At 58.9% G+C, this 19846-nt stretch carries 10 protein-coding genes and 2 pseudogenes; 9 read left to right on the top strand and 3 right to left on the bottom strand.

The window, feature by feature from the left end:
* Positions 1-54: 54 nt before the first annotated feature.
* The 4 genes from ACXJ16_RS26725 (at position 55) to ACXJ16_RS26710 (ending at position 6326) form a co-directional block, all read left to right on the top strand.
* Positions 55-2754: an ATP-binding domain-containing protein gene (locus tag ACXJ16_RS26725; protein ID WP_463923357.1), complete on the top strand. Its 2700-nt coding sequence runs from the start codon at positions 55-57 to the stop codon at positions 2752-2754.
* Between the two features lie 22 nt (positions 2755-2776).
* A complete protein-coding gene (locus ACXJ16_RS26720; RefSeq protein WP_463923356.1) occupies positions 2777-3304 on the top strand; it encodes a hypothetical protein in 528 nt (175 codons plus the stop codon).
* A 278-nt stretch (positions 3305-3582) separates the two neighbouring features.
* A complete protein-coding gene (locus tag ACXJ16_RS26715) occupies positions 3583-4515 on the top strand; it encodes a hypothetical protein (RefSeq protein ID WP_463923355.1) in 933 nt (310 codons plus the stop codon).
* Positions 4512-6326, top strand: coding sequence for a hypothetical protein (locus ACXJ16_RS26710; RefSeq protein ID WP_463923354.1), 1815 nt, complete (start codon positions 4512-4514; stop codon positions 6324-6326). The genes ACXJ16_RS26715 and ACXJ16_RS26710 overlap by 4 nt, the downstream gene beginning before the upstream one ends.
* 549 nt (positions 6327-6875) lie before the next feature.
* On the opposite strand, the pseudogene ACXJ16_RS26705 reads toward ACXJ16_RS26710, so the two are convergent.
* Positions 6876-7376: pseudogene (locus ACXJ16_RS26705) on the bottom strand (ATP-binding protein); the annotation flags it as partial.
* Between the two features lie 315 nt (positions 7377-7691).
* On the opposite strand from ACXJ16_RS26705, the gene ACXJ16_RS26700 reads away from it, so the two are divergent.
* Both ACXJ16_RS26700 and ACXJ16_RS26695 read left to right on the top strand, forming a co-directional pair.
* Entirely contained in the window at positions 7692-7862 is a 171-nt protein-coding gene (locus tag ACXJ16_RS26700) for a hypothetical protein (protein ID WP_327195078.1), read from the top strand.
* Positions 7846-9915, top strand: coding sequence for a recombinase family protein (locus tag ACXJ16_RS26695; RefSeq protein ID WP_463923353.1), 2070 nt, complete (start codon positions 7846-7848; stop codon positions 9913-9915). The genes ACXJ16_RS26700 and ACXJ16_RS26695 overlap by 17 nt, the downstream gene beginning before the upstream one ends.
* Before the next feature lie 31 nt (positions 9916-9946).
* Here ACXJ16_RS26695 and ACXJ16_RS26690 read toward each other — a convergent pair.
* Positions 9947-10294: pseudogene (locus ACXJ16_RS26690) on the bottom strand (ATP-binding protein); the annotation flags it as partial.
* On the bottom strand, positions 10291-11793 hold the full coding sequence (istA, locus tag ACXJ16_RS26685) for an IS21 family transposase (protein WP_463923352.1): 1503 nt from the start codon (positions 11791-11793) through the stop codon (positions 10291-10293). The pseudogene ACXJ16_RS26690 and the gene istA, both read right to left, overlap by 4 nt.
* A 247-nt stretch (positions 11794-12040) precedes the next feature.
* On the opposite strand from istA, the gene ACXJ16_RS26680 reads away from it, so the two are divergent.
* The 3 genes from ACXJ16_RS26680 to ACXJ16_RS26670 all read left to right on the top strand — a co-directional run bounded on the left by ACXJ16_RS26680 (position 12041) and on the right by ACXJ16_RS26670 (position 19431).
* The gene (locus ACXJ16_RS26680; protein ID WP_036530972.1) at positions 12041-13576 is read left to right on the top strand and encodes an ISNCY family transposase; all 1536 of its coding nucleotides are present in this window, start codon (positions 12041-12043) and stop codon (positions 13574-13576) included.
* Positions 13577-13868: 292 nt separating this feature from the next.
* A complete protein-coding gene (locus ACXJ16_RS26675) occupies positions 13869-17708 on the top strand; it encodes a GTPase (protein ID WP_463923351.1) in 3840 nt (1279 codons plus the stop codon).
* The gene (locus tag ACXJ16_RS26670) at positions 17701-19431 is read left to right on the top strand and encodes a GTPase domain-containing protein (RefSeq protein ID WP_463923350.1); all 1731 of its coding nucleotides are present in this window, start codon (positions 17701-17703) and stop codon (positions 19429-19431) included. The genes ACXJ16_RS26675 and ACXJ16_RS26670 overlap by 8 nt, the downstream gene beginning before the upstream one ends.
* The last annotated feature ends 415 nt before the right edge of the window (positions 19432-19846 follow it).

The raw sequence follows: 19846 nt of genomic DNA, 5'->3' as shown, positions 1-19846 counted from the left end.
TCCTGAGAGAGTTCTGGTGGATTTTGAGCTGCCTCCTTGCAAGTATGGGGGCTCATGGGGGGAACAGCTTTGAGCCTGAATCGCGACGAACATAACGGTGATATTGCACGAGAAGCATTGACCATCTTCGATCGCGTAGCGGCCGGCGCCAGGGCAGAACTTGCCCGTTTCAAGGGGCCATCGGCGGAGAGCCTCGCCCCTCTGAATACGCTGACGACCGAAAAAGCCGTCGCGAAGCTCAACGAGATCGGTCGGGAAATGCTCAATGGCCACCAAATCCTGTCCCGTGAACCCGCTATTGCCAGGGTGATCGCGGCGGATGAGGCGGACAAGCATACCACCTTCTACATCTCTCGGTTCGCACCTTCCGGGCTGCTCGATCCCGCAGTTCGGTTCGCCAGTTACAACGCCCCTGTCGGTCGGTTGGCATCGTTGCGCCCGGGTGGATACATTGATGTTCCGGGGGGCTCGCTTGAGGTCGTGGAGCGAACCCTATTTCACGCCGAGGCTCTCCCCGATGGCTGGGATTCGCGGGATACTATTTTCGAGGCGGAAGGGCAGAAAACCCTCACCATCGCCTCATTGCTGCGCTTGCTTTCCGAGCGTGATGCCCCTGCTGATGCGCTGGATGAGATCGAGCGCATGCTGAAAGCGGCCGAGGTGGGTGACAATGTCACCATCGGGCGCAAACGCGGTATCATCGACAAGATGCAACTGCGCGATCAGGCGGTGCTGGACGAATATCAAGATGCCATCTTCCGATTGACGCTTGATTCGCAGCTTTTAATCCTGGGCCCGCCTGGAACCGGCAAAACCACCACACTCATCCGCCGTCTGGGGCAAAAGCTCGATCCCCATGGCTTGAGCGAGGACGAACAAAGCCTGGTCGATGCTTCCCCCTCATCGCTGGCACACGGCCAGAGCTGGATCATGTTCACGCCGACCGATCTACTCGGGCAGTATCTGAAAGAGGCATTCAATAGAAACAATGTGCCAGCGTCGGATCTGCGAATTAAAACGTGGATCGGACATCGCAAGGAACTCGCGCGGAACCACCTTTCGATCTTGCGCACCGCAAACGGCGGTGGGCCGTTCGTTCTGAAGGATGCTGCGGCCACCATAACCGCCGAGGCAGTAGGATCGCCGATCGACTGGTTCGAGCAGTTTCAAGCCAAGCAAGAAAGCGACTTCTGGTCGGGTCTCGAGAGCGCTGCAGCCGTCCTTACGGACGCCACGGACGCGGAAATCGCAAAGCTGGGTGGGCGCCTCAGCACAGCCATTCAAAGCGCACGGACGTCCACTCCGGTTAGCGGTATCTACACCCTTGTATCGCTAAGTGAAGACGTTCGCCGCATTCTCGGGCGTGTACGAGCTGATGTCGACAGCGTGCTCAAAGCCGCACTTGCGCGCGCGCAAACTGGCGCACGAACCCAAGGTCAGAACTTTTTCGAGCAGCTGATCTCCTATCTCGACACCTTAGATGATCAGGCCGATCACGGCGACGATGATCTTGATGACGAAGATGACGAAGAAGAAGACCGGCCTACGAACAAGCCCGCCGCTGCCCAACGCGCCTATTATGCTGCCCTGCGGCTTCAGGCGCGCGCCAAGACACGTCGCCGTTCAACGAGCTCCCGAAGCGCTCTCGTCCTCGACTGGGTCGCGGATCGAGGCCTGACCGAAGCCGAAGCGAGCGGGCTGGCCGAGCGGTTAGGGTGGCAGTTGTCCCTCAATCGCTTCAACGCGCCTGTTCGGCACTACCTGAGCAAGATCCCCGCCCGATACAGGCAGTTCAGGAGAGGTGAGCGGGGAGAGCGTTGGTATCCCGATACGAACCCAGGCCGCGATCTGCACCCGCTGGAAGCGGATCTCGTCATTTTGGCCATGCTGCGCGCTGGCAATGCGTTGCTCGCGGATAACCGCGTGCGTCGGAACATTGAGCAGGCTGCCTATGAGCCACTGCGTGCTCTGCAAGACATCCAGCGCAATCAAATTCTCGTGGACGAGGCCCCCGACTTTTCGCCTGTGCAGCTTGCTTGCATGCGCGCCTTGGCAGTCGAGCCGATCGGATCGTTCTTCGCCTGCGGCGATTTCAATCAGCGTATCACGGAATGGGGTAGCCGTACCGAGGACAGCCTCAAATGGGTCGAACCCGGCCTGTCGATCGAACGGGTCTCGATCGCGTACAGGCAAAGCCGGCAGTTACATGACCTGGCCAAGGCACTGGCTGATCCCGCTTCTGGATCGACGGCGGACGCCGGCTTGCCCGACGACGTCAATAATGATGCGGTTCCGCCAGTGATTGTTGCAGGCCTGCATGATTACGGCGAGATCGCCCACTGGTTGGCAAAGCGGCTATCGGAGATCGAGCGTTCCGTCTCTCCACGCGCATTGCCGTCTATAGCGATCCTCGTTCATGACGAAGCGGCCGTTCGCCCGCTCACCGACGCGCTGAACGAGGTTATCGAGGAGCAAAATCTGCATGCCGTCGCCTGTGTCGATGGCAAGATCATCGGCAGGGACGACGAAATCAGGGTTTTTGATGTTCGTCACATTAAGGGCCTGGAGTTTGAGGCCGTCTTTTTCGTAGGCATCGACAGACTATCCTACGATGAACCAAAATTATTCGAAAGATACCTTTATGTTGGTGCAACGCGTGCCGCCACGTATCTTGGCCTGTGTTCAATCGATAGCACCCCTTCGTCGATACGTAGATTAGAGCACCATTTTATAAATAATTGGCAACATCGATAATAGCCAGTGAGGGCTTTCGTGAATGGATAGTTTTACCATCCGCTGGTTGGAATCAATGCATACAGGCGACGATTTCTCCTTCATCAACCAGGCGCTCGAAGCAGGACTAGATGAAGGTCCTCTGATTTTGGCACCTCAAAAAGCTCCACGGACGTCGCCCTCAGGAGTTCGGCAGGACTATCGAGCACTTGTATTTGAAAATCCTGACTGGCTTGCAGCACACCTCGCCGAGCATCAGGAAGAACTCAGCCATGAGTTCTGGCTCGGAATCTGCGAAGATGTACCACGAGAAAGGCGCGAAACGGCAGCGTCGGCTCTGTGGCACTTTGCGAAGCTGCTCGATGACCTGTCCGGCAGGAATAGGAAGCGGCCTCGACCTGCGAAACCAGCCCTCAGTAATGAAAATTTGCGACCTCTGACTTATGGCTCTGTCACCGACCCGACGATTTCGAACTTTGAGGCGGTGCTTGAGCAAGTGGGGGACGGCTTCGATGCCGTCGCCTTGGCCCATAAGAGCCTGCCCGCCAGGATCCTGATCTCGCGAGCTTGACCACAATAAGGCTTGCGCTACGATCCAATTGTCGTTCCCATTGACCTGCGAGGCCCTATACCTTGGTCGGTCCATGCCTGTTCCCATCGCGGAACCCGGCGCTGCACATTGATCCGGACTAGGACTATGTTGGATTCGTAACGGCATCCGCTGTGTGCCGGCCCACCTCAACCAACGGACCACTTGTTCTTCAGGAAGGAACGCTGTTGCAAACCCGCGTTTAGCAAGAATAAAGCCTATGAAACGCGATCAAATCCGATCCGTATGAAGGATGCCATATGAGCGGCGGCGACGATTTGCTGGTATGGGTTGGCGATCTGGATAATTACGTCAACATTGACGCGATCAATCGAGCCAACCAGAGGGAAGAAGAAGAGGCAGCGCTAAGGCAAGAACTTCGAGAAATCGGTGAGTTGCGCTTGCTCGATGGGAAAGCCACCTCGGCCAAAGATCTTTTCGATCGCAACATCGCACCGTCAGAATGGCGCCACGCCGTGCACCTGGCAGAGATGACCATCGGCCACGAAAACGCCGAAGGACGCTTTTTGAAAGGCCTGCTCGACCTGGGCCGGTCCTATGCGATCGCCAGATATGCCCGCTGGGAAAAACTCGATTATCCCTCAACGATAACGGCGACTCTTCCCCATGGCATCCGCGCATTGATAAACCAGCTACTATTGGCAGAAGGCATCGAACGCTCCCGCTACGTAGAGGACGTTGTCCGATCAGCGCTGATTACCACTGACAGAAATGGCCTGACTGCCTATAGCAGAACCGGGCAGGTCCAATCTGCATTGCACAGAATAACAAATAGGCCGCCATATTTCGCGCGTACCAAAAGGCTGGACCGATCGGGCATGAGGAACATCCTATCCCTCACCCGCCTTCATTTTTCCGTAGCGGAACTCAAGTCGATCTCGATCGACGATTTGAAGTCGCTCTTTTTAGATTACGAAAAAGAAAGAGCAGCTGCTGCTAGGTGCGACAATCCTATCGTGCCCAATGGGAAGCCGATACGGGGGTGGAGCCAGCGCCACATCCAGCCTCTCACCAATCTTTATCCCTTTTGCATTCGCCATGCGCTGAAACGCGCGACTGCCGATGGTCAGGGCGAATTGGATCGGGCCGCGCTGGTAAATGAGCTCGCACTTGCCCACTGCGGTATCCTGAGAATGAGGCGGGCCGGTCGCGACAGAACCAGATCAAAATGAACAAGACTTACCGTTTCCACGGCTCAGGAGACCTTCCAAATGGCAGAGAACCGGTGCTTTTGCGAAAGCGGACGAGGAGCCAGCGTGCCCCGCTCCATCTTATTTCGGCAGACCCTTACACGATCACCGATGAACTCGGCACGCGCCCTATCGAAACGTATCGGAATCTCACGGAAGCGCGCCCAATCACACTGACCCGTCGGGAAGCCGATCTAATCGCATTGGCCAATCCCGGCATCGTACCGCCGGAAGTTCTTGAAGACCTCCATCCATGGCTGCCAGAGCAGCGCTATCTGAATGACTCTGCATCAAGCTTTGACGCACTAAGAACGATAGTCCGCAGGTACGGTCGCCATTTGGTTTCGCCTACATCGTACTGCGATGAGAAATGGAGCACGATCTGCAATGCGCTGCGTCGGAGAAGTTTGCTCGATGCACGCTTCTACACCGCTTGGCACCTGCCTATCCAGGATGTTCACATTCTTGAGGAACGCCGACAGGATCGGAGCGTCATCGCGATCGATTTCAACGGGATGTACCCGGCTTGCATGCAACAGCCGTTTCCAAAACCGGCGGACCTCCGATTAATCAGCCTTGATAGAAAGCTTGATGAAACCGAATCCCTCGGGGTCGGGCTGTACAGATGTATTCTTGAAGGTCCTTCGACGGATTTCATCACGCGCTACAATCCGCTGCGCAGCTTTCGCTGCGGTCGTCACCTCCGCACCGGGTTGGACGAAGCGATCGAGGTCGACCTCAACGAATTCGAGGTTGAATTTTTCCGAAAACATTTTCGAGCGATCCATCTGGTGGAATCGATCGTTTCCGACAAAACTGTACGGCATCCCTTAGCCAAGGAGGTTCAGCGGTCATTCGCCAACCGGCGAAGCTACCATAAACAAGGAAACAAGGCGCTCGCAGATAGAGAAAAGTTTCTTGCGACGCTGATGGCTTCGTGCGCAAGCCGCCCTTCAAGACCACGACGCAAATTCTCGACCAGGAGTCTTGCGATGGATGCGATGAAGGGCACCTATGGCATCGATGTGCCACTTGATGAGCCGGAAACCGCAACAGAAATATGGCTCCAGGGCAGAAGGGGCATCAGGCTTCTCGAAGAAGCGGACGCCGTGATTGTCCAAGGTCCTAACCTGAGGGATGGCTCGGCGTGTCATCTTCTCGGCCAACGGATAGTCGCCCGAGGTCGAATGATCTTGCTAGCGATGATGGAGAGAATCCATGCGTGCGCACCTGACGTCCAAATTTGTTACACAAACATTGATTCTATCCACTTCTCCCTTCCGACCGAGCACCTTGATAAGGTCCTCGCCTGGCTCCGGTCCGAATGCTCAGAGGAAATGGGATCGTTCAAGATCGAGGCCGTCACCCGGCATGGGCTCTGGCTGGAGCCGGGTCGGTACTGGCTCTACTCCGATGGCATTGAAAAATTCAGAAACCGCGGCATCGGCGACCGACGTCAGCCATTCAAGGATCATGCGATCCATGTCGCTAGCCGCCAGCTGGACAAACTGCATGTGCCAATAAAAGCGACCTTGCGCATGGAGACGACTATGTCACCTTTGCGCTCTCTTCGAAGGAACCCTCAAAACGGGCTTATCCATCAGCATCTTATGGAAACTGGCAGTTCGACGCCGTTCACTGAAATTCTGAGCGGGTTGGAAACAAACGCCCGAAGCGCAATCCCGATCCGGATGGCCGCGTTCAGAAATTTAGAGCAAGAACTGTGTCCTGGCTTCGCTGTTGCAAAGGGAACAGAAAACACCCCCCTGAAGTACGCCAAAAGCGCCACGTGAGAGACGTGTTCGGAGAAACTCGCTGCAGAAACGGAACACCGGCAGATCCTGCATTCAAGACTATGCGTAAGCAACCGGGCATAAGACTTCTCGAATATGCGAACCCTCGCGTTCCTGCCAAAACACGGGGCCGCCTTACCAATGTCTTGTCAGGCCGGAGGCCCCCCATGGGGGCGTGTTCAGAGAACACTCAAAGCAGGAACGGATTCACCGGGCAGATCCTACAGGCGAGATAATATCTTTGCGCGTGCACGACTTCCATCAATTTTTACCGCAGAAAGAATTTCCCTCGGCCTCACTGCCATAAGCCCGAGGGAGATTGCCGATTGCATGTGCGGCGTCAGCCGCCCCGCGAGGGGCGTGTTCGGAGAACACTGGCTGCAGAGTCGGATGATCCGGGCAGATTCTGCGAAGGTGAATATAAGACCAATCCGATTCGATGCCATCACTATGGCGCGGCGATCTGGGTGAGAAGTTTCCGTCAATCAGGATGAGAACTGATCGTCGCGGTATTCATGTGGTGCCTGCTTTGATTGACGCTGGCAAGCGCTACTCGCAGGTTTGATTGTCGCTACGCGACATTTCCTCGGTGGACTTGATTGTCGCGAAGGTCGGCGGTCGGCCAGCGTGTGATTGTCGCTGGATCGCCGAGCGGCGGCGATAGCTTTCGACGTTCATCTCGAAGATTGTCGCGTGGTGAACAAGGCGGTCCACCGCAGCGAGCGTCATGGCGGGGTCCGGGAAGACCCGGTTCCATTCACCAAAGGGCTGGTTAGCGGTGATGAGCGTGGAACGCCGTTCATACCGTGCGCTGATCAGTTCGAACAGGACGGACGTTTCGGCCTGATCCTTGGTCACATATGCGAGGTCGTCGAGGACCAGCAGATGATATTTGTCGAGCTTGGCTATCGCGGCCTCGAGTGCCAGTTCGCGGCGGGCGACCTGAAGTTTCTGGACCAGATCGGAGGTACGGGTGAACAGGACGCGCCAGCCATTTTCGATCAGCGCGAGGCCGATTGCGGCTGCCAGATGGGTTTTACCCCCACCCGGCGAACGGGGCTCATAATGCCCAATATCAGCGAAGCGGTGGCGAGGTGCAGGTCTGCTATGCGTTTCACCCTCGCTTCCGCGAGAAGATCGTTGTCGTTGGCAGGCAGCGTTATTGCGGGGAGGCGGCTTATGTCGGGCGCCAATCTGACGGCAGCCTGGCGCTGGTGCCGGTATGGATGACCGAGGAACCTGCGTCGGCCATGGCGATAGTGGAGATGCCACGTTTTTCGCTCGCGTGCCTTCGCGATCTGCGTCGTGAGATCGATGACTGCCTAAAATCGCTCCGCGACGATTCGCGTCGTGGAGGAGACGACCATGCAGCAAAGGCAACCGCGCAAGCCGCGACAACTAGACCTGTTCTCTCCCGTGGTGCCGGTAAAAGCCTTTCCCGTCGGTGCGCAGGAACGGCTCCTTCCGCTGATTTCGGCCCTGCTGAGGGAAGCAGCGAGTCAAGTGAAGGAGGCAGACCATGAAGATTTTGCCTGAGCATTTTGCGCGCGGCGCATATGTCTATGTGCGCCAGTCGACAGCCGACCAACTCGCTAACAACTCGGAGAGCCGGCGTCGCCAATATGGTTTGGCCGATCGTGCCCGCGATCTTGGCTGGAGCGATGTCACCGTTATCGATGACGATCTCGGGCGCTCGGGCTCCGGTGTCAGCCGGCCTGGCTTCGAGAAGCTTCTGGCCGCTATCTGCGAAGGTCGCGTCGGCGCGGTACTGGCGATCGAGGTGTCGCGGCTCGCCCGCAACGGTCGCGATTGGCACACGCTGATCGAGTTTTGCGGCCTCGTCGGTACGATCATCATTGATGAGGACGGCATCTATGAGCCGCGTCATCCCAATGACCGGATGCTTTTGGGCATGAAGGGAACGATGAGCGAACTCGAACTCTCGATCCTGCGCGCCCGCTCACTTGAGGCGCTCAAGGCTAAGGCACGGCGCGGCGAGCTCTTCCTGACGGTCGCGGTTGGCTATGTGAAGTCGCGGCATGATCGCATCGAGATGGATCCCGATCAACGCGTGCGCGAAGCTCTGGCACTCGTCTTCAAACGCTTTTCCGAGCTGCAGAGCATTCGCCAGGTTCACCTCGCGCTCCGGAACGAAGGGATCATGCTGCCAGCGATCTGCTACACACGTGAGGCAGGACGATCGATTGTCTGGAAGCTGCCTGTTTACAATACCGTTCACCACATCCTCACTAACCCGATCTATGGCGGCGCTTATACATTTGGCCGCACTTGCAGCCGTGTCACCATCGAAGAGGGGCGCAAGCGCATCGTCCGCGGTTTCAGGCGGGAGCGGGCCGACTGGGAGGTCTTGATCCCAGACCATCATGAGGGTTACCTCAGTTGGGCGGATTTCGAGAGGAACCAGCGTTTGATCGCCGATAACGCCACAAGCAAGGGCATGATGCCCCGCGGCGCACTGCGCAAAGGCGAGCTTCTGCTCGGTGGACTCCTGCGCTGTGGTCATTGTGGGCGTAAGCTTCACGTTTGCTATTCCGGTAGCAACGGCAACACTGGTCGCTACAACTGTCGCGGCGCTCTCATCAACCATGGAACCGACCCATGCATCGGTTTCGGTTCGTTGCGCGTCGATCAGGCGATCGGCGCCGAGGTTCTCGAACGTCTTCAGCCGCTCGGTATCGAAGCGGCGCTTACAGCGGTCAAGGCATCGAACCAACAGGTCAACGAGAAGCGGCAGCAAGTGACGCTGGCGCTCGAACAGGCTCGCTATGAGGCAGCCCATGCGCAGCGCCAGTATGATGCCGTCGATCCCGACAACCGGCTCGTAGCGGGTGAACTTGAGCGCCGCTGGAATGTCGCTCTGGCTTTGGTACATGAGCGCCAGGCCGAGCTGGATGCGCTCGACAGCAGAAAGCCAGAGGCATCGGATGATAACGAGCGGCTCGAGATCCTCCGTATGGGTGCCGATCTCTCCGAAGCGTGGAATCACCCCAAGGCAACAAGTGGCACACGTAAGCGCATCATTCGCGCCGTGGTGCGTGAGATCGTCGTGCGAATTGATGACGACCAGATCAAGATGATGGTGCATTGGCAGGGTGGCGATCATACCGCGCTCGCTGTCAGGAAGAATAAGGCGGGTCATCATCGCTGGAGTTCGCCCCCCGATCTCGAACCGCTCATCCGGACGCTGGCACGACAGCTGCCCGACAGAGATATTGCATCGCTCCTGAACCGGCTCGGGAAGGTCACGGGGCGTCAGAACGGTTGGACGCAATCACGCATTTGCAGCTTCCGCAATCAGCATGGGATAGAGGTCTACAAAGCGGGCGAACGCGTCACGCGTGGCGAACATACAATGCAGGAAGCCGCCGAGATGCTGGGAGTACGGCCAATGGCCGTGTTGCGCATGATCCGTGCCGGCCGTCTGCCCGCTGAGCAGTACTGCAAGGGGGCGCCTTGGGTGATCCGGCGGGACGATATTGAGCGTCCAGACATCAAGCATCACGCTGAAAGCGGCATGCGGCGTCCACTATCAAAATTAAGTGACCAGAGGACGATGACTTTTCAATAACATAGCGAGGTGGGTATTATGTCGTGGGATCGGGTGGACCGAACAGGATGAGGTTGGCGCCTTTTTCGAGCCAGCCATCACCAGAACACAGTGCCGTAACCTGGGCGCGCGAGATCATCGGCACCGCGTCGAAGGCGAAGCTGTCGAGGGTCTTGCCGGGTGGCAGGCGGGCTTCGCCCAGATGCCGTTCGATCCGGCGACGATCCCGTTCTGCGATCTCGTGCTCGGCGAGCGCCGCAAGCAGACGGGCGCCAGGCCAGCCTTCCTTGTCGGCCCGCGTGGTGAAGTCGGACCAGACCAGTTTGATCGCCGGCAGGCGCAGGTCGTTGAGGATGAGGCTCAGGCGCTGGGCGTCGATAGCGGCTGCGTTCCGGCTCATGCGGCTTCTCCCGTCAGGAGAACATCGTAGGTGGCAAGGGGGACCAGCTCCACCACCACATCGGGCAGCGCCGCCGGATCTGGAGCAAAGCGTGTCCGCAAGGCATCCATGTCAGGGAGACGATCGGCAGCCACGTCGGCGGCCAGCAGGTCCGCAAGTTCGGCTTCGCAGGCCCTCTCGTGCGCCATGGCCAACAGCTCGACCATATGCCGGCAAGCGATCCGTTCGGGCAACGCGGCAATGAGCCGATCGAAGATCTGCCGATAGGCTTCGCGTGGGAACAGCTGATCACGATAGACCAGCTTCAGGAGCGCCATGGGTTTGCGCCGCAGGCTATGGATGACGTGCCGATAATCGACCACATGGCCGTGGGCGCCATTGTTGAAGGACCGTCCGCGCCGCAACGTCATCAGGTGGGTGCCGCCGATGAAGAGATCGAGCCGGTCATCGTAAAGCCGGACCCGTAGCCTGTGTCCGATCAGCCGTGAGGGCACGGTGTAGAACACCTTGCGGAGGGTGAAGCTGCTGCTCGAGGTGACCGTGACGATCGTCTCCTCATAATCGCTGGTGCGGGCGCCGGGTAGGGGTTGCAATACCGCACGCTCGGCGTCGATACGCGGGCCATTGCGCCGGTTCTTGCGGCTGACGACCTCGTCGATGAAGTGCCGGTAACTCGCCAGATCATCGAAGTCCCGCGATCCGCGCATCAGCAGCGCGTCCTTTATCGCCGCCTTCAAATGCCCGTGCGGGCTCTCGATCCCACCATTCTCATGGGCAATGCCGCGGTTGTTGCGCGTCGGCGTCATGCCATAATGTTCGCACAGGGCGTCATAGCGCAGCGTCAGATCCTGCCGGGCGTCGGCATCCAGGTTACGGAACGCGGCCGACAGGCTGTCGCTGCGATGCTCGGTCGGGGCGCCGCCGACGGCCCACAGGGCGTTTTGCAGCCCCTCGGCCAAAGCGACATAGCTCTCGCCGCCCAGAATGACATGGGCGTGTTCGAAGCCCGACCACATCAGCCGGAAATGGTAGAGGCGGTGATCGAGCGGCACGCCAGCGACCGTAACCTCCTCATCCTTCATCTCGGTGAAGTCCGACAGGCCAAGCCGCCCCGGTTCATGCGTCTGCCGGAAGATCACTTCCTGTTCAGGGCCATGAATGGCCCGCCACGCCCGGATACGTCGTTCCAATGTCCGTCGGATGCCCGCATCAAGATCAGGATGCCGGCGTAGCATCTCCTCGAAAATGGCAACCACCCGGAGGCCAGGCGCCGCCTGGAGCAAGGGCACGACCTCCTCGTCGAATATCCCGGCTAATGGATCAGGCCGCCGCCGCTCTCGCTGCGCCTGTTTCTGGGATGGAAGCCGAGGGTCTCCCTCGATGCGATAGGCTGTCGCCGGGCTGATGCCGGCTTTGGCGGCGGCCACCGGTACGGCATGGGTCTGTCGGAGCTTCATGTAGAGCCTCATCTGATGATCGTTGACGTGGCGGCCCGGCATCCGCGGCATCCCCTCTTGCGAAGTTATGCCTCTGAGTACCTGACCGGCCGCAACCACCAGAAACGCCCCAGAAAGGGCGCAATCGCCACCTGCTGATCCGGCTCCGGGCTACGCCCTACGCCGGATCAGCAGGTGGCGATTCTCATCTTGATTGACGCTGCTCTCCGCATTGCCTCGCCTGAAATGCTCCCGGCAAAGCTGCCGTTGCCTCATCTAAACTGCTCCCGGCATTGGCCGGGAGGGAACGATGCGGAAGGTGAGCATGGCGACGCGAAGGGAATTGATTGAAGCTGTCGGCGCGCGGTATCGCTCGGCCGATCGCGCGAGCAAGGGTAAGGTTCTCGACGAATTCGTCGCGATCACAGGTTTCCACCGGAAGCATGCAATGCGACTCTTGCGTGCGGAGCCGTTGATCAGGGAAACGACGCGACCGGAGCGCAGGATTTACAACGAGGCGGTGCGCGGAGCGTTGCTCGTGTTATGGGAGGCCAGCGACCGCCTGTGCGGCAAGCGGTTGCGGCCGCTTATTCCGATTCTGATCGAGGCGATGGAGGGCCATGGCCACCTTGATCTCGATCCGGCGATCAAGGCGAGATTGTTGCAGATGAGCCCCGCCACGATTGACCGTATTCTTCGGATCGCGAAAGGAAACAATCAGAAGGTCCGGCGTCGCGGCGTGGCAGGATCCGAACTCAGGCGCAGTGTTCCGATCCGAACGTTCAGCGACTGGGGAGATCCGGCGCCGGGATATATGGAGGCCGACCTTGTTTCGCATAGCGGCCCGGTGGCGAAAGGGAGCTGGGCGTGGACGCTAACGTTAACGGATATCGCAACAGGCTGGACCGAATGCGCTCCGCTACTGGTTCGCGAGCAAACGTTGTTGGTGGAGGTCCTCAAGGAACTGCGCAAGCTGATGCCGTTCCCGTTGCTGGGTTTCGATTCCGACAATGACAGCGTGTTTATCAATGAGACCGTGCGGGATTACTGCGCGGCGACGGAAATCGCCTTTACCCGCTGCCGTCCCTATCGGAAGAACGATCAGGCTTGGGTCGAGCAGAAGAACGGTTCGGTTGTGCGTCGTCTAGTGGGCTATCGCCGCTTCGAGGGGCTGGAAGCAGCCGGGTTACTGGCTGAGCTGTATGCGGCGGCGCGTTTGTTCGTGAACTTTTTCCAGCCTTCATTCAAATTGGCGGAAAAGCGCCGCGACGGCGCCAAAGTCCACAAACGTTATCACGCTCCCGCGACGCCGTTCCAGCGCCTGATGGATGACCCGCGGACCAACGAGCAGACACGCGAACGGCTACGGGACCTGGCTGGCAGACTGGATCCGGTTCGACTGCTGCGAGATATCCGGACCGCGCAGCAGAAACTGGTGGTCCTGGCCGACGCCGTCGTCTTGGCAAATCCGAACGAAACGTCACCCCCACCGCTGGGGGCCTTCCTCTTGAGCCTGAAAGCTTTATGGCAGAATGGTGAGGCGCGGCCCACGGCCGTTGATAAGGCGCCGCGCAAGCGAGAGCGGCGCCGGCCGGATCCACTGCTTCAGGTTACCGACCAGTTGAAGGCCTGGTTCGAAGAGGAGCCTTGGCGTACCGGGCGCGAGTTGCTGGAGAAATTGCAGGCCCAGCAGCCGGACATTTACCCAGACGGCCTTCTGCGAACTATCCAGCGCCGGTTGAAAGGTTGGCGTACCGAACACGCGCGCGCACTTGTGTTCAGCCACTCTTCCGGACAGGCCAGCGCCACGCCAGTCGACGCGGAAACCATTCTTACGGCGATGTGACGGATTGCCGTTCCGCCTCGCCTACGGCTCAGCTGCACGGCAATCCGTCCCATGCAATGGCAATGATGCTCGAGGGCCTGTAAGGAACAATTACGTGAGGCAACGGTCGCGCCGTTCGGGAACGTTCTTTCGTGAGGCAACACGCTCTCTCATCCTGATTGTCGCGCGGCAGCCATCACTATCAAGATAGCGCACGCTGGCATTGTGACCCCATTATCGCATTGCTGAACCAATTCTGTTGTCTGTCACGGGCACTTTCCTGATATCACCCCTGCAAATATTCGAGGGTTAAATGACAACGAGTGGCAACGCTGCTGAGCAGTTGGGCGGACGGGGCTTGAAAGAAGCTATCACGCGATCCGTGGCGGAGGGGCGAAGGCAGGCGAACCTGATTGGTCGTGATGTCAGACAATTGAGCCAGTCACTGGCATGCGGTCGGGCGCGTATAGCAGGCCTGCAAACCCAAGCATCCGAGCTTGGCTACGAACAGAGGGTTTTGGTCGATGATTACGTCAATGCCTCGCTGGCGGCAGAAACCCGTCTGAATGCGACCTGGAAGAACCGCAGCGAAGCGCTGAAGGACTTCAACATCGTGCTGTTCGGTCGCACGGGCGCGGGCAAGAGCACGCTGATCGAGGCGCTCTCGCATGGCGACGGCCAATCCGTTTCCCAAGGCGAAAGCGACTGGACGATCGATGTGAACCCGGTGCGTTGGCAGGATTGCATGCTGATCGACACGCCCGGCATCAATGGCTGGGGACGGACGCAGAAGCGGGCGGATCTGGAGGCAAAGGCACATCGGGCTGTCGAGGCGGCAGACATCGTGCTGCTTTGCTTCGACACACAGGGGCAGCAGGTAAGTGAATTCGTTAGGGTGGCCGAATGGGTCATTGCCTATGGCAAGCCAGCCATTGCGGTCATCAACAATAGCCACCCCGAATGGCGCAACCCGGTGCGGCAGGGGCGTCGGCACCTTCGGGTGAAGCATTCGCGTACGATGCAACAGCATGAAAGTAACGTGCGTGACAATCTGGCCGCCGAAGGGCTCGGAGATTTGCCCGTCATCTGCCTGAACTCCCGCCGCGCGCTGCTGTCCCGGGCGAGGCTGCCCTATTCCGGACCGGGTGCAAATGAACTGGCGACCCAGCGGGAGAAGTATGGCGCGGAGGCGTTGCTGCGCTGGTCGAACCTGCCTGCGCTGGAGGAACTGATCATTGAGGCCCTGTCGAGCGATGCGGCCAGCATCCGGCTCGGCATGCTTACCGCCAGCCTGCGTGGTGATCTTGTCGCGATCCGGTTCGATCTGAACACGCATGCGCAGTTCGCGCGGTACCGCGCCGAAACGGTGGACGAGGAGATCACGCAGCTTCTGAAGCTGCTGGGCTACCCGGCCGATGGTGCCGTGCGATCCAAGCTGCCACACGCCGAACGCGGGACAGATGTGCTGTCATGGCAGGAAAGTCTGCGCGGTGGCCGCTATACCGTTCCGACCGAAGGAGAGTTCGACGAGCATCTGTCCCGCCTGATCGACACCTGGCTGGGCGAGCACCGCGCTTCCACCATGCGCCGCGCGGAGGAACAGGTCATCGGTGCTTTCGAGCGCAAGGAGACAGTCGAAGCTGCCAAGTTCGTGAGCATATATCAGCATGCGGTGCTCAAACAGGCCAGCAAAAAGGTGCTGGAGCTTGCCGCAGATTACTTGAGTGACCGAGTAGAAGTACAAGGTGTTCTGATAGCGTTCGATGCTGTGAATCTGGATGCCAGCGCAGCCACCATCCAGGGCGACGCCGGATGGGAGTCGCGTTGGTCAAGCAACATCCTGCGTTTGGGAAAGGTAGCTGTAGGTGCTATCGGGGTCATTTCTGCGCCGACCGGGATCGGCCCGGTGGCTGCAGCGGCTGTCTCGGGCATCGTCATGGACAAGATGCAGAAGAGTTCGGCAGGAACGGCCGAGGCGAGCCGATCCCAAGCGAGGCGGCAGGCATTGGCAGAGGTGCGGGCGGCGGTCGCTAAAACGTTCGATGAACTGCATCGTCAGATCAGGCAGGCAGCCCGGAACTATCGCGACGAGTGCTTGCTCCAGACCTTGCCGCCTTTGCTGCACGAGGCAGGTACTTGCCGCGCTGTCGTGTTAGAAACGGAGCGGTTGATTGTGGAGGTCGATCACACCAGTTCCACGTTGAAACGCAGCGGCCCCGTTGCCGCGCTGAACGAAGCCGCGCAGCGCATCGAAGCGCGTCACCCGGCAGAGCGCAGCAGCGCGCGCCTGATCTGGGCAGGAGAGGACTGGATCGACGATCCCGAGGGTCTGCTCACCGCGGCGGCGGACGTCGATGCCACAACAGGTAACGGTCAGTGTGTCTGGACACCTTGGCGCACTCCGGAAATCCGGCGTGATCCAGAAAGGTATGGAGAGGAATTCGTCGCATGGGCTGAGAGCCGGTTGCGAGATGTAAAGGCCGCACAGCCTGTGCTGTCCGACATGCGTGATCTCGCGTCGCTGGATCGACCCAGCATCACGCTGGTCGGGGATTACAATGCCGGGAAGACGACCTTCATTCGGCGCATCCTTGCGGAAGCAGGAATGTCAGTGCCGGACGACATCGAAATTCGCGCAGATCCGACAACCAACTCCGTCCGCCGGTATAATTGCGGCGAGGCGTGGCTCATTGACACACCGGGTTTTCACAGCGGCCGCGCTGGCGACGATCTGATGACGCAAAGTGCCCTGCCGGAGGCTTCGATCCTAGTCTGGCTACTGAACCGCTCCATCCTGGATAGCACCATCGAACTCTTATGTACGGTTTTGACGGGGAGCGAGGGACTGGGCATCCCCGCAAAGATCGGGCGAACCATTCTGGTCTTGGGACGGGCTGACGATCTGGGCGCCGACCCTGTCGAGGAGCCGGACGAGTTTTCCAATGTCGTCCGGCGCAAACGGGTAGAACTGTGCAACGCCTTGGCATCCAGGGGAGTGCAATTTCGGGCCGAAGACATCTTCGTTGTTGCAGCGGATCCCTTTGCGCTTGTCGGCGGTGAGGCTGGCGTTGATGCGACGGCCTTCGATCTGCATCGCGCATGGGATGGAATGGAGGATCTGCTGCAGGCTCTTTCCAACAGGCTGTCCGGACCTGAAGCACCCTTGTGGATGGACATCGCCGTTCTGGAAGGCGGGCTTTTCCGGTTGGCAGGCATTGCCCGCCAGTTGCAGGCTGACCAAGCCGAATGGAAAATACAGGGCGCGCAGCTCGACGAGCTGATTGCGACCATAGATGCGCGGTGCCACGAGGCGGAGACGTTCTACAAGCGTATCACGCTCGACATCGATAGGATGCTCGATGAGACAACACAGTCGCTGCTGGAAGATATGTGGGGCGCAAGAAATTCTGACGAGCTGCAAGCCGCTGGCAAGCGACTGGAGACGTGGTGGGAAGATCCGGTATTCGGCCAAGAAGTTGCCCGCTGGCAGAGCCGATGGAAGACGGAGCTGGATAACTGGTTCGAACGGGTGACCAACGAGGTACAACGCACGATGGAATCGCGCGAACTGCGTGAGGCTGTCATTTCGCTAGACAAGAGCTTCGACGCTGATGGTCTGGGGCAGCAATCGGGAATATTGAGGGAGGGCGGTAGCGCGGTATCGCCCCTGCTGAAGCAGGGTGTCGCTAAGCTGGGGCAGCGCGATGTGATCTATGGCATCGGCAAGTTCTTCAATGTCAAGTTCAAGCCTTGGGGCGCGACAAAGATCGCTGGCAGGTTCGCCAAGTATGGTGGAAGGACATTTGTCGTGCTTACGGGGATTTATGAGATTTGGTCCTGGCGGAAAGATGAGAAGCGGGCCGCTGAAGTGGAAGCGTTGCGCAAGGACATCGCCGCGGCGATAGCCGCCGGGCGGGACGAGATCCGCATGTCGATGCTTGGCGACGATGCACAGCGCGAAGGTGTTGCCGCATACCTGCAAGCATGTCGCGCAAGTCTGGCTGCCATACGGGACAATCTTGCCGTTGCTCAGGGCTTGAACGCTGCTCGTTTGCAGCGGTTGGAAGTTGAGCGAACCGCCATCGCCGGGGTGATTGCTGACGGCCGGCAGTGGCTTGAAGTTTGTATCAGGGGGAAGATGGTTGATGCGTGAAGATGAGTGGCTTGCCCAGGTGGCAAGCATCCTGCCCAATGCGGCCGCGGATGAAGATCGGTTTCCGACCAAGCCCGTGATCGCACTGTTCGGCGTCTACGATGCCGGCAAGAGCACACTGCTGAAGCGTCTGCTGGTGGAAGCGGGAGTGTCGATCCCGGCCTGGCTGACGGTGAGCGCTCGTCGGGAAACATTTGAGATGAACGATGTGGAGGCATTCGGCTGCATCTTGCGGGACACGCCCGGGCTGGCGGCAGGTAGTGCGGAACACGAGGTGATAGCCCTCCAAGCGGTACTGGAAAGTGACGTCATGTTGCTGGTTATCCCGCCGCAACTGATCTCCGGCGACAGGGACGTGGTGCTGCCGATCCTTACCGGCAAAGCGTATCGGAAGGAAGGGCTGTCCTGCGCTCAATCGCTGCTCGTGGTGATTACCAAACTGGATGAGCGCGCCGATCCGGTAGACGATCAGACTGGTTACCATGCCTACGCAGCCCTGAAGCGGGAAGAGTGGAGCAAGCTGATCGAGGCAAACGGGCTGCCACTGGGCCAAGCGCCCGTGTTCACGGTCTCGGCCGATCCGCTGGGGTACGTCGGCAACGACGTTGCCCCTCAGCGCGGATCATACATGGACGGATGCCGGGAGTGGGACGGAATCGGTGCGTTGGTTGGTATGCTGGAGGGACTGCCGGGCCAACTTGGAGAATTGCGTCGAGCGGCGCTGATACGTCGTCTCTGCAGCAGGTTGACGGCGACAGTTGCGGCGAAGGATGCGGAGTTGCTCGCCAACCAGCAGGTGCTCGTCGAAGCGGAGCGGCAGCACCAGCAGATCGAGAATCTGGCCTCCCGTGAGAAATTCGTTCGAGAAAGCGCTCAGGCGGAACTGCGTCGCAGAATTGAGGAAGAACTATCCAGCTTCTTTAGTATCCACGGTAAGGACGCCACCGCTCTGCGCGACCGATTGCAACGGTGTGTTCAGGATTGGCTTGCAGAACAATCTGCCGCGCTAGAGAAGCTTGTGCGTGAAAGCGGCGCTGAATTCGACAAGGCCGCTACTTCCTATTGGAAGATCGGTGACTGGAGCGAGCCAGTCACCGTGGGCAGCGAGGCTTCAGCCGAGCCTGAGATTCGGACCATAGTCCAGAAGGCCTTCCGCGAGTTCATGGACCTGCGCAAGATAACCGAATACGATGGGAAGTCGGTCAAGGATTACGCTGCAATCAGCGACAGCCTTGGAAAGAAGATCACGGATTTGCAAATCAAGCTAGACCAATCTGGTGAATCTGCCAAGAAGGGCATTAAGAAAGCAATATCCACTCTTAAGAATAAAAAAACAGCAAACGACAATATGCTTTCTTCTGCAAAAACGCATGAGCAGATGATTGCCTTCGCCCCCTTGGCAATGGAAGGCATTAGCGCCTTGGTAGGTTGGTGGTCCGATCGCGAGCAAGCCAGAGTTTCGGCTACGGAGCGGGAGGAGCGTCAACGTGCGTTCACGCAGTACGGACGTAAGGCAGCGGAGGATGCCTGGGCACACATCGGGCCGGCGTTCGACGACTTTTCAGCTGGGCTTGAATTGCAGACCTCTATGCTGGCTGACATCATGCAAAACGCAGATCATCATGCTCGTCGGCTTACTGGTGAGAAGCAAGCGGTTCAGAGCCTTCTAGCTGATGCTCCGGATCGAGCTGATCGAATGCTTGAGGCAGAGCGTGTTCCTTGACCATGGCGAGACCGCCAGGAGTTAGCAAATCCGGACCCGCCCCAGGTCAGCCAGCGTGATCTCGTCCCGGCGGCGATCGTAGAGCGTAGAGCTAGGTGGTGCGGGTCGAACTGCGATTGTTCGGGTGCTCAGCATCCCGCATCGAACATCCGGTCTTCGGGCGCATTGATGATGCTTCGCTTCGTGGCGAACAGTCGGTGGCTTCTGTCGGGATTGGTCGTTCGGGGTCGCTTTGGAACGGCCGGATGTGGTCGGCCTCTGCCGCGCCCACAATGTCGTCGGAAACCACATTTTGTCTAACAGTGGTGACCGCAAATCGGCAGTGTGTCGATCGATATGCCAATGATGCAGGAAAATCCAGTTGGATTGGGGCACTGACTGGAAAGCTCGTTTTGAAGGTTTTCCGTCAGCTCCG

Source organism: Novosphingobium sp. TK71 (assembly GCF_055361505.1).
Note: the sequence above shows the minus strand (reverse complement) of the source record. Positions and strands in the feature narration are given on the sequence as shown.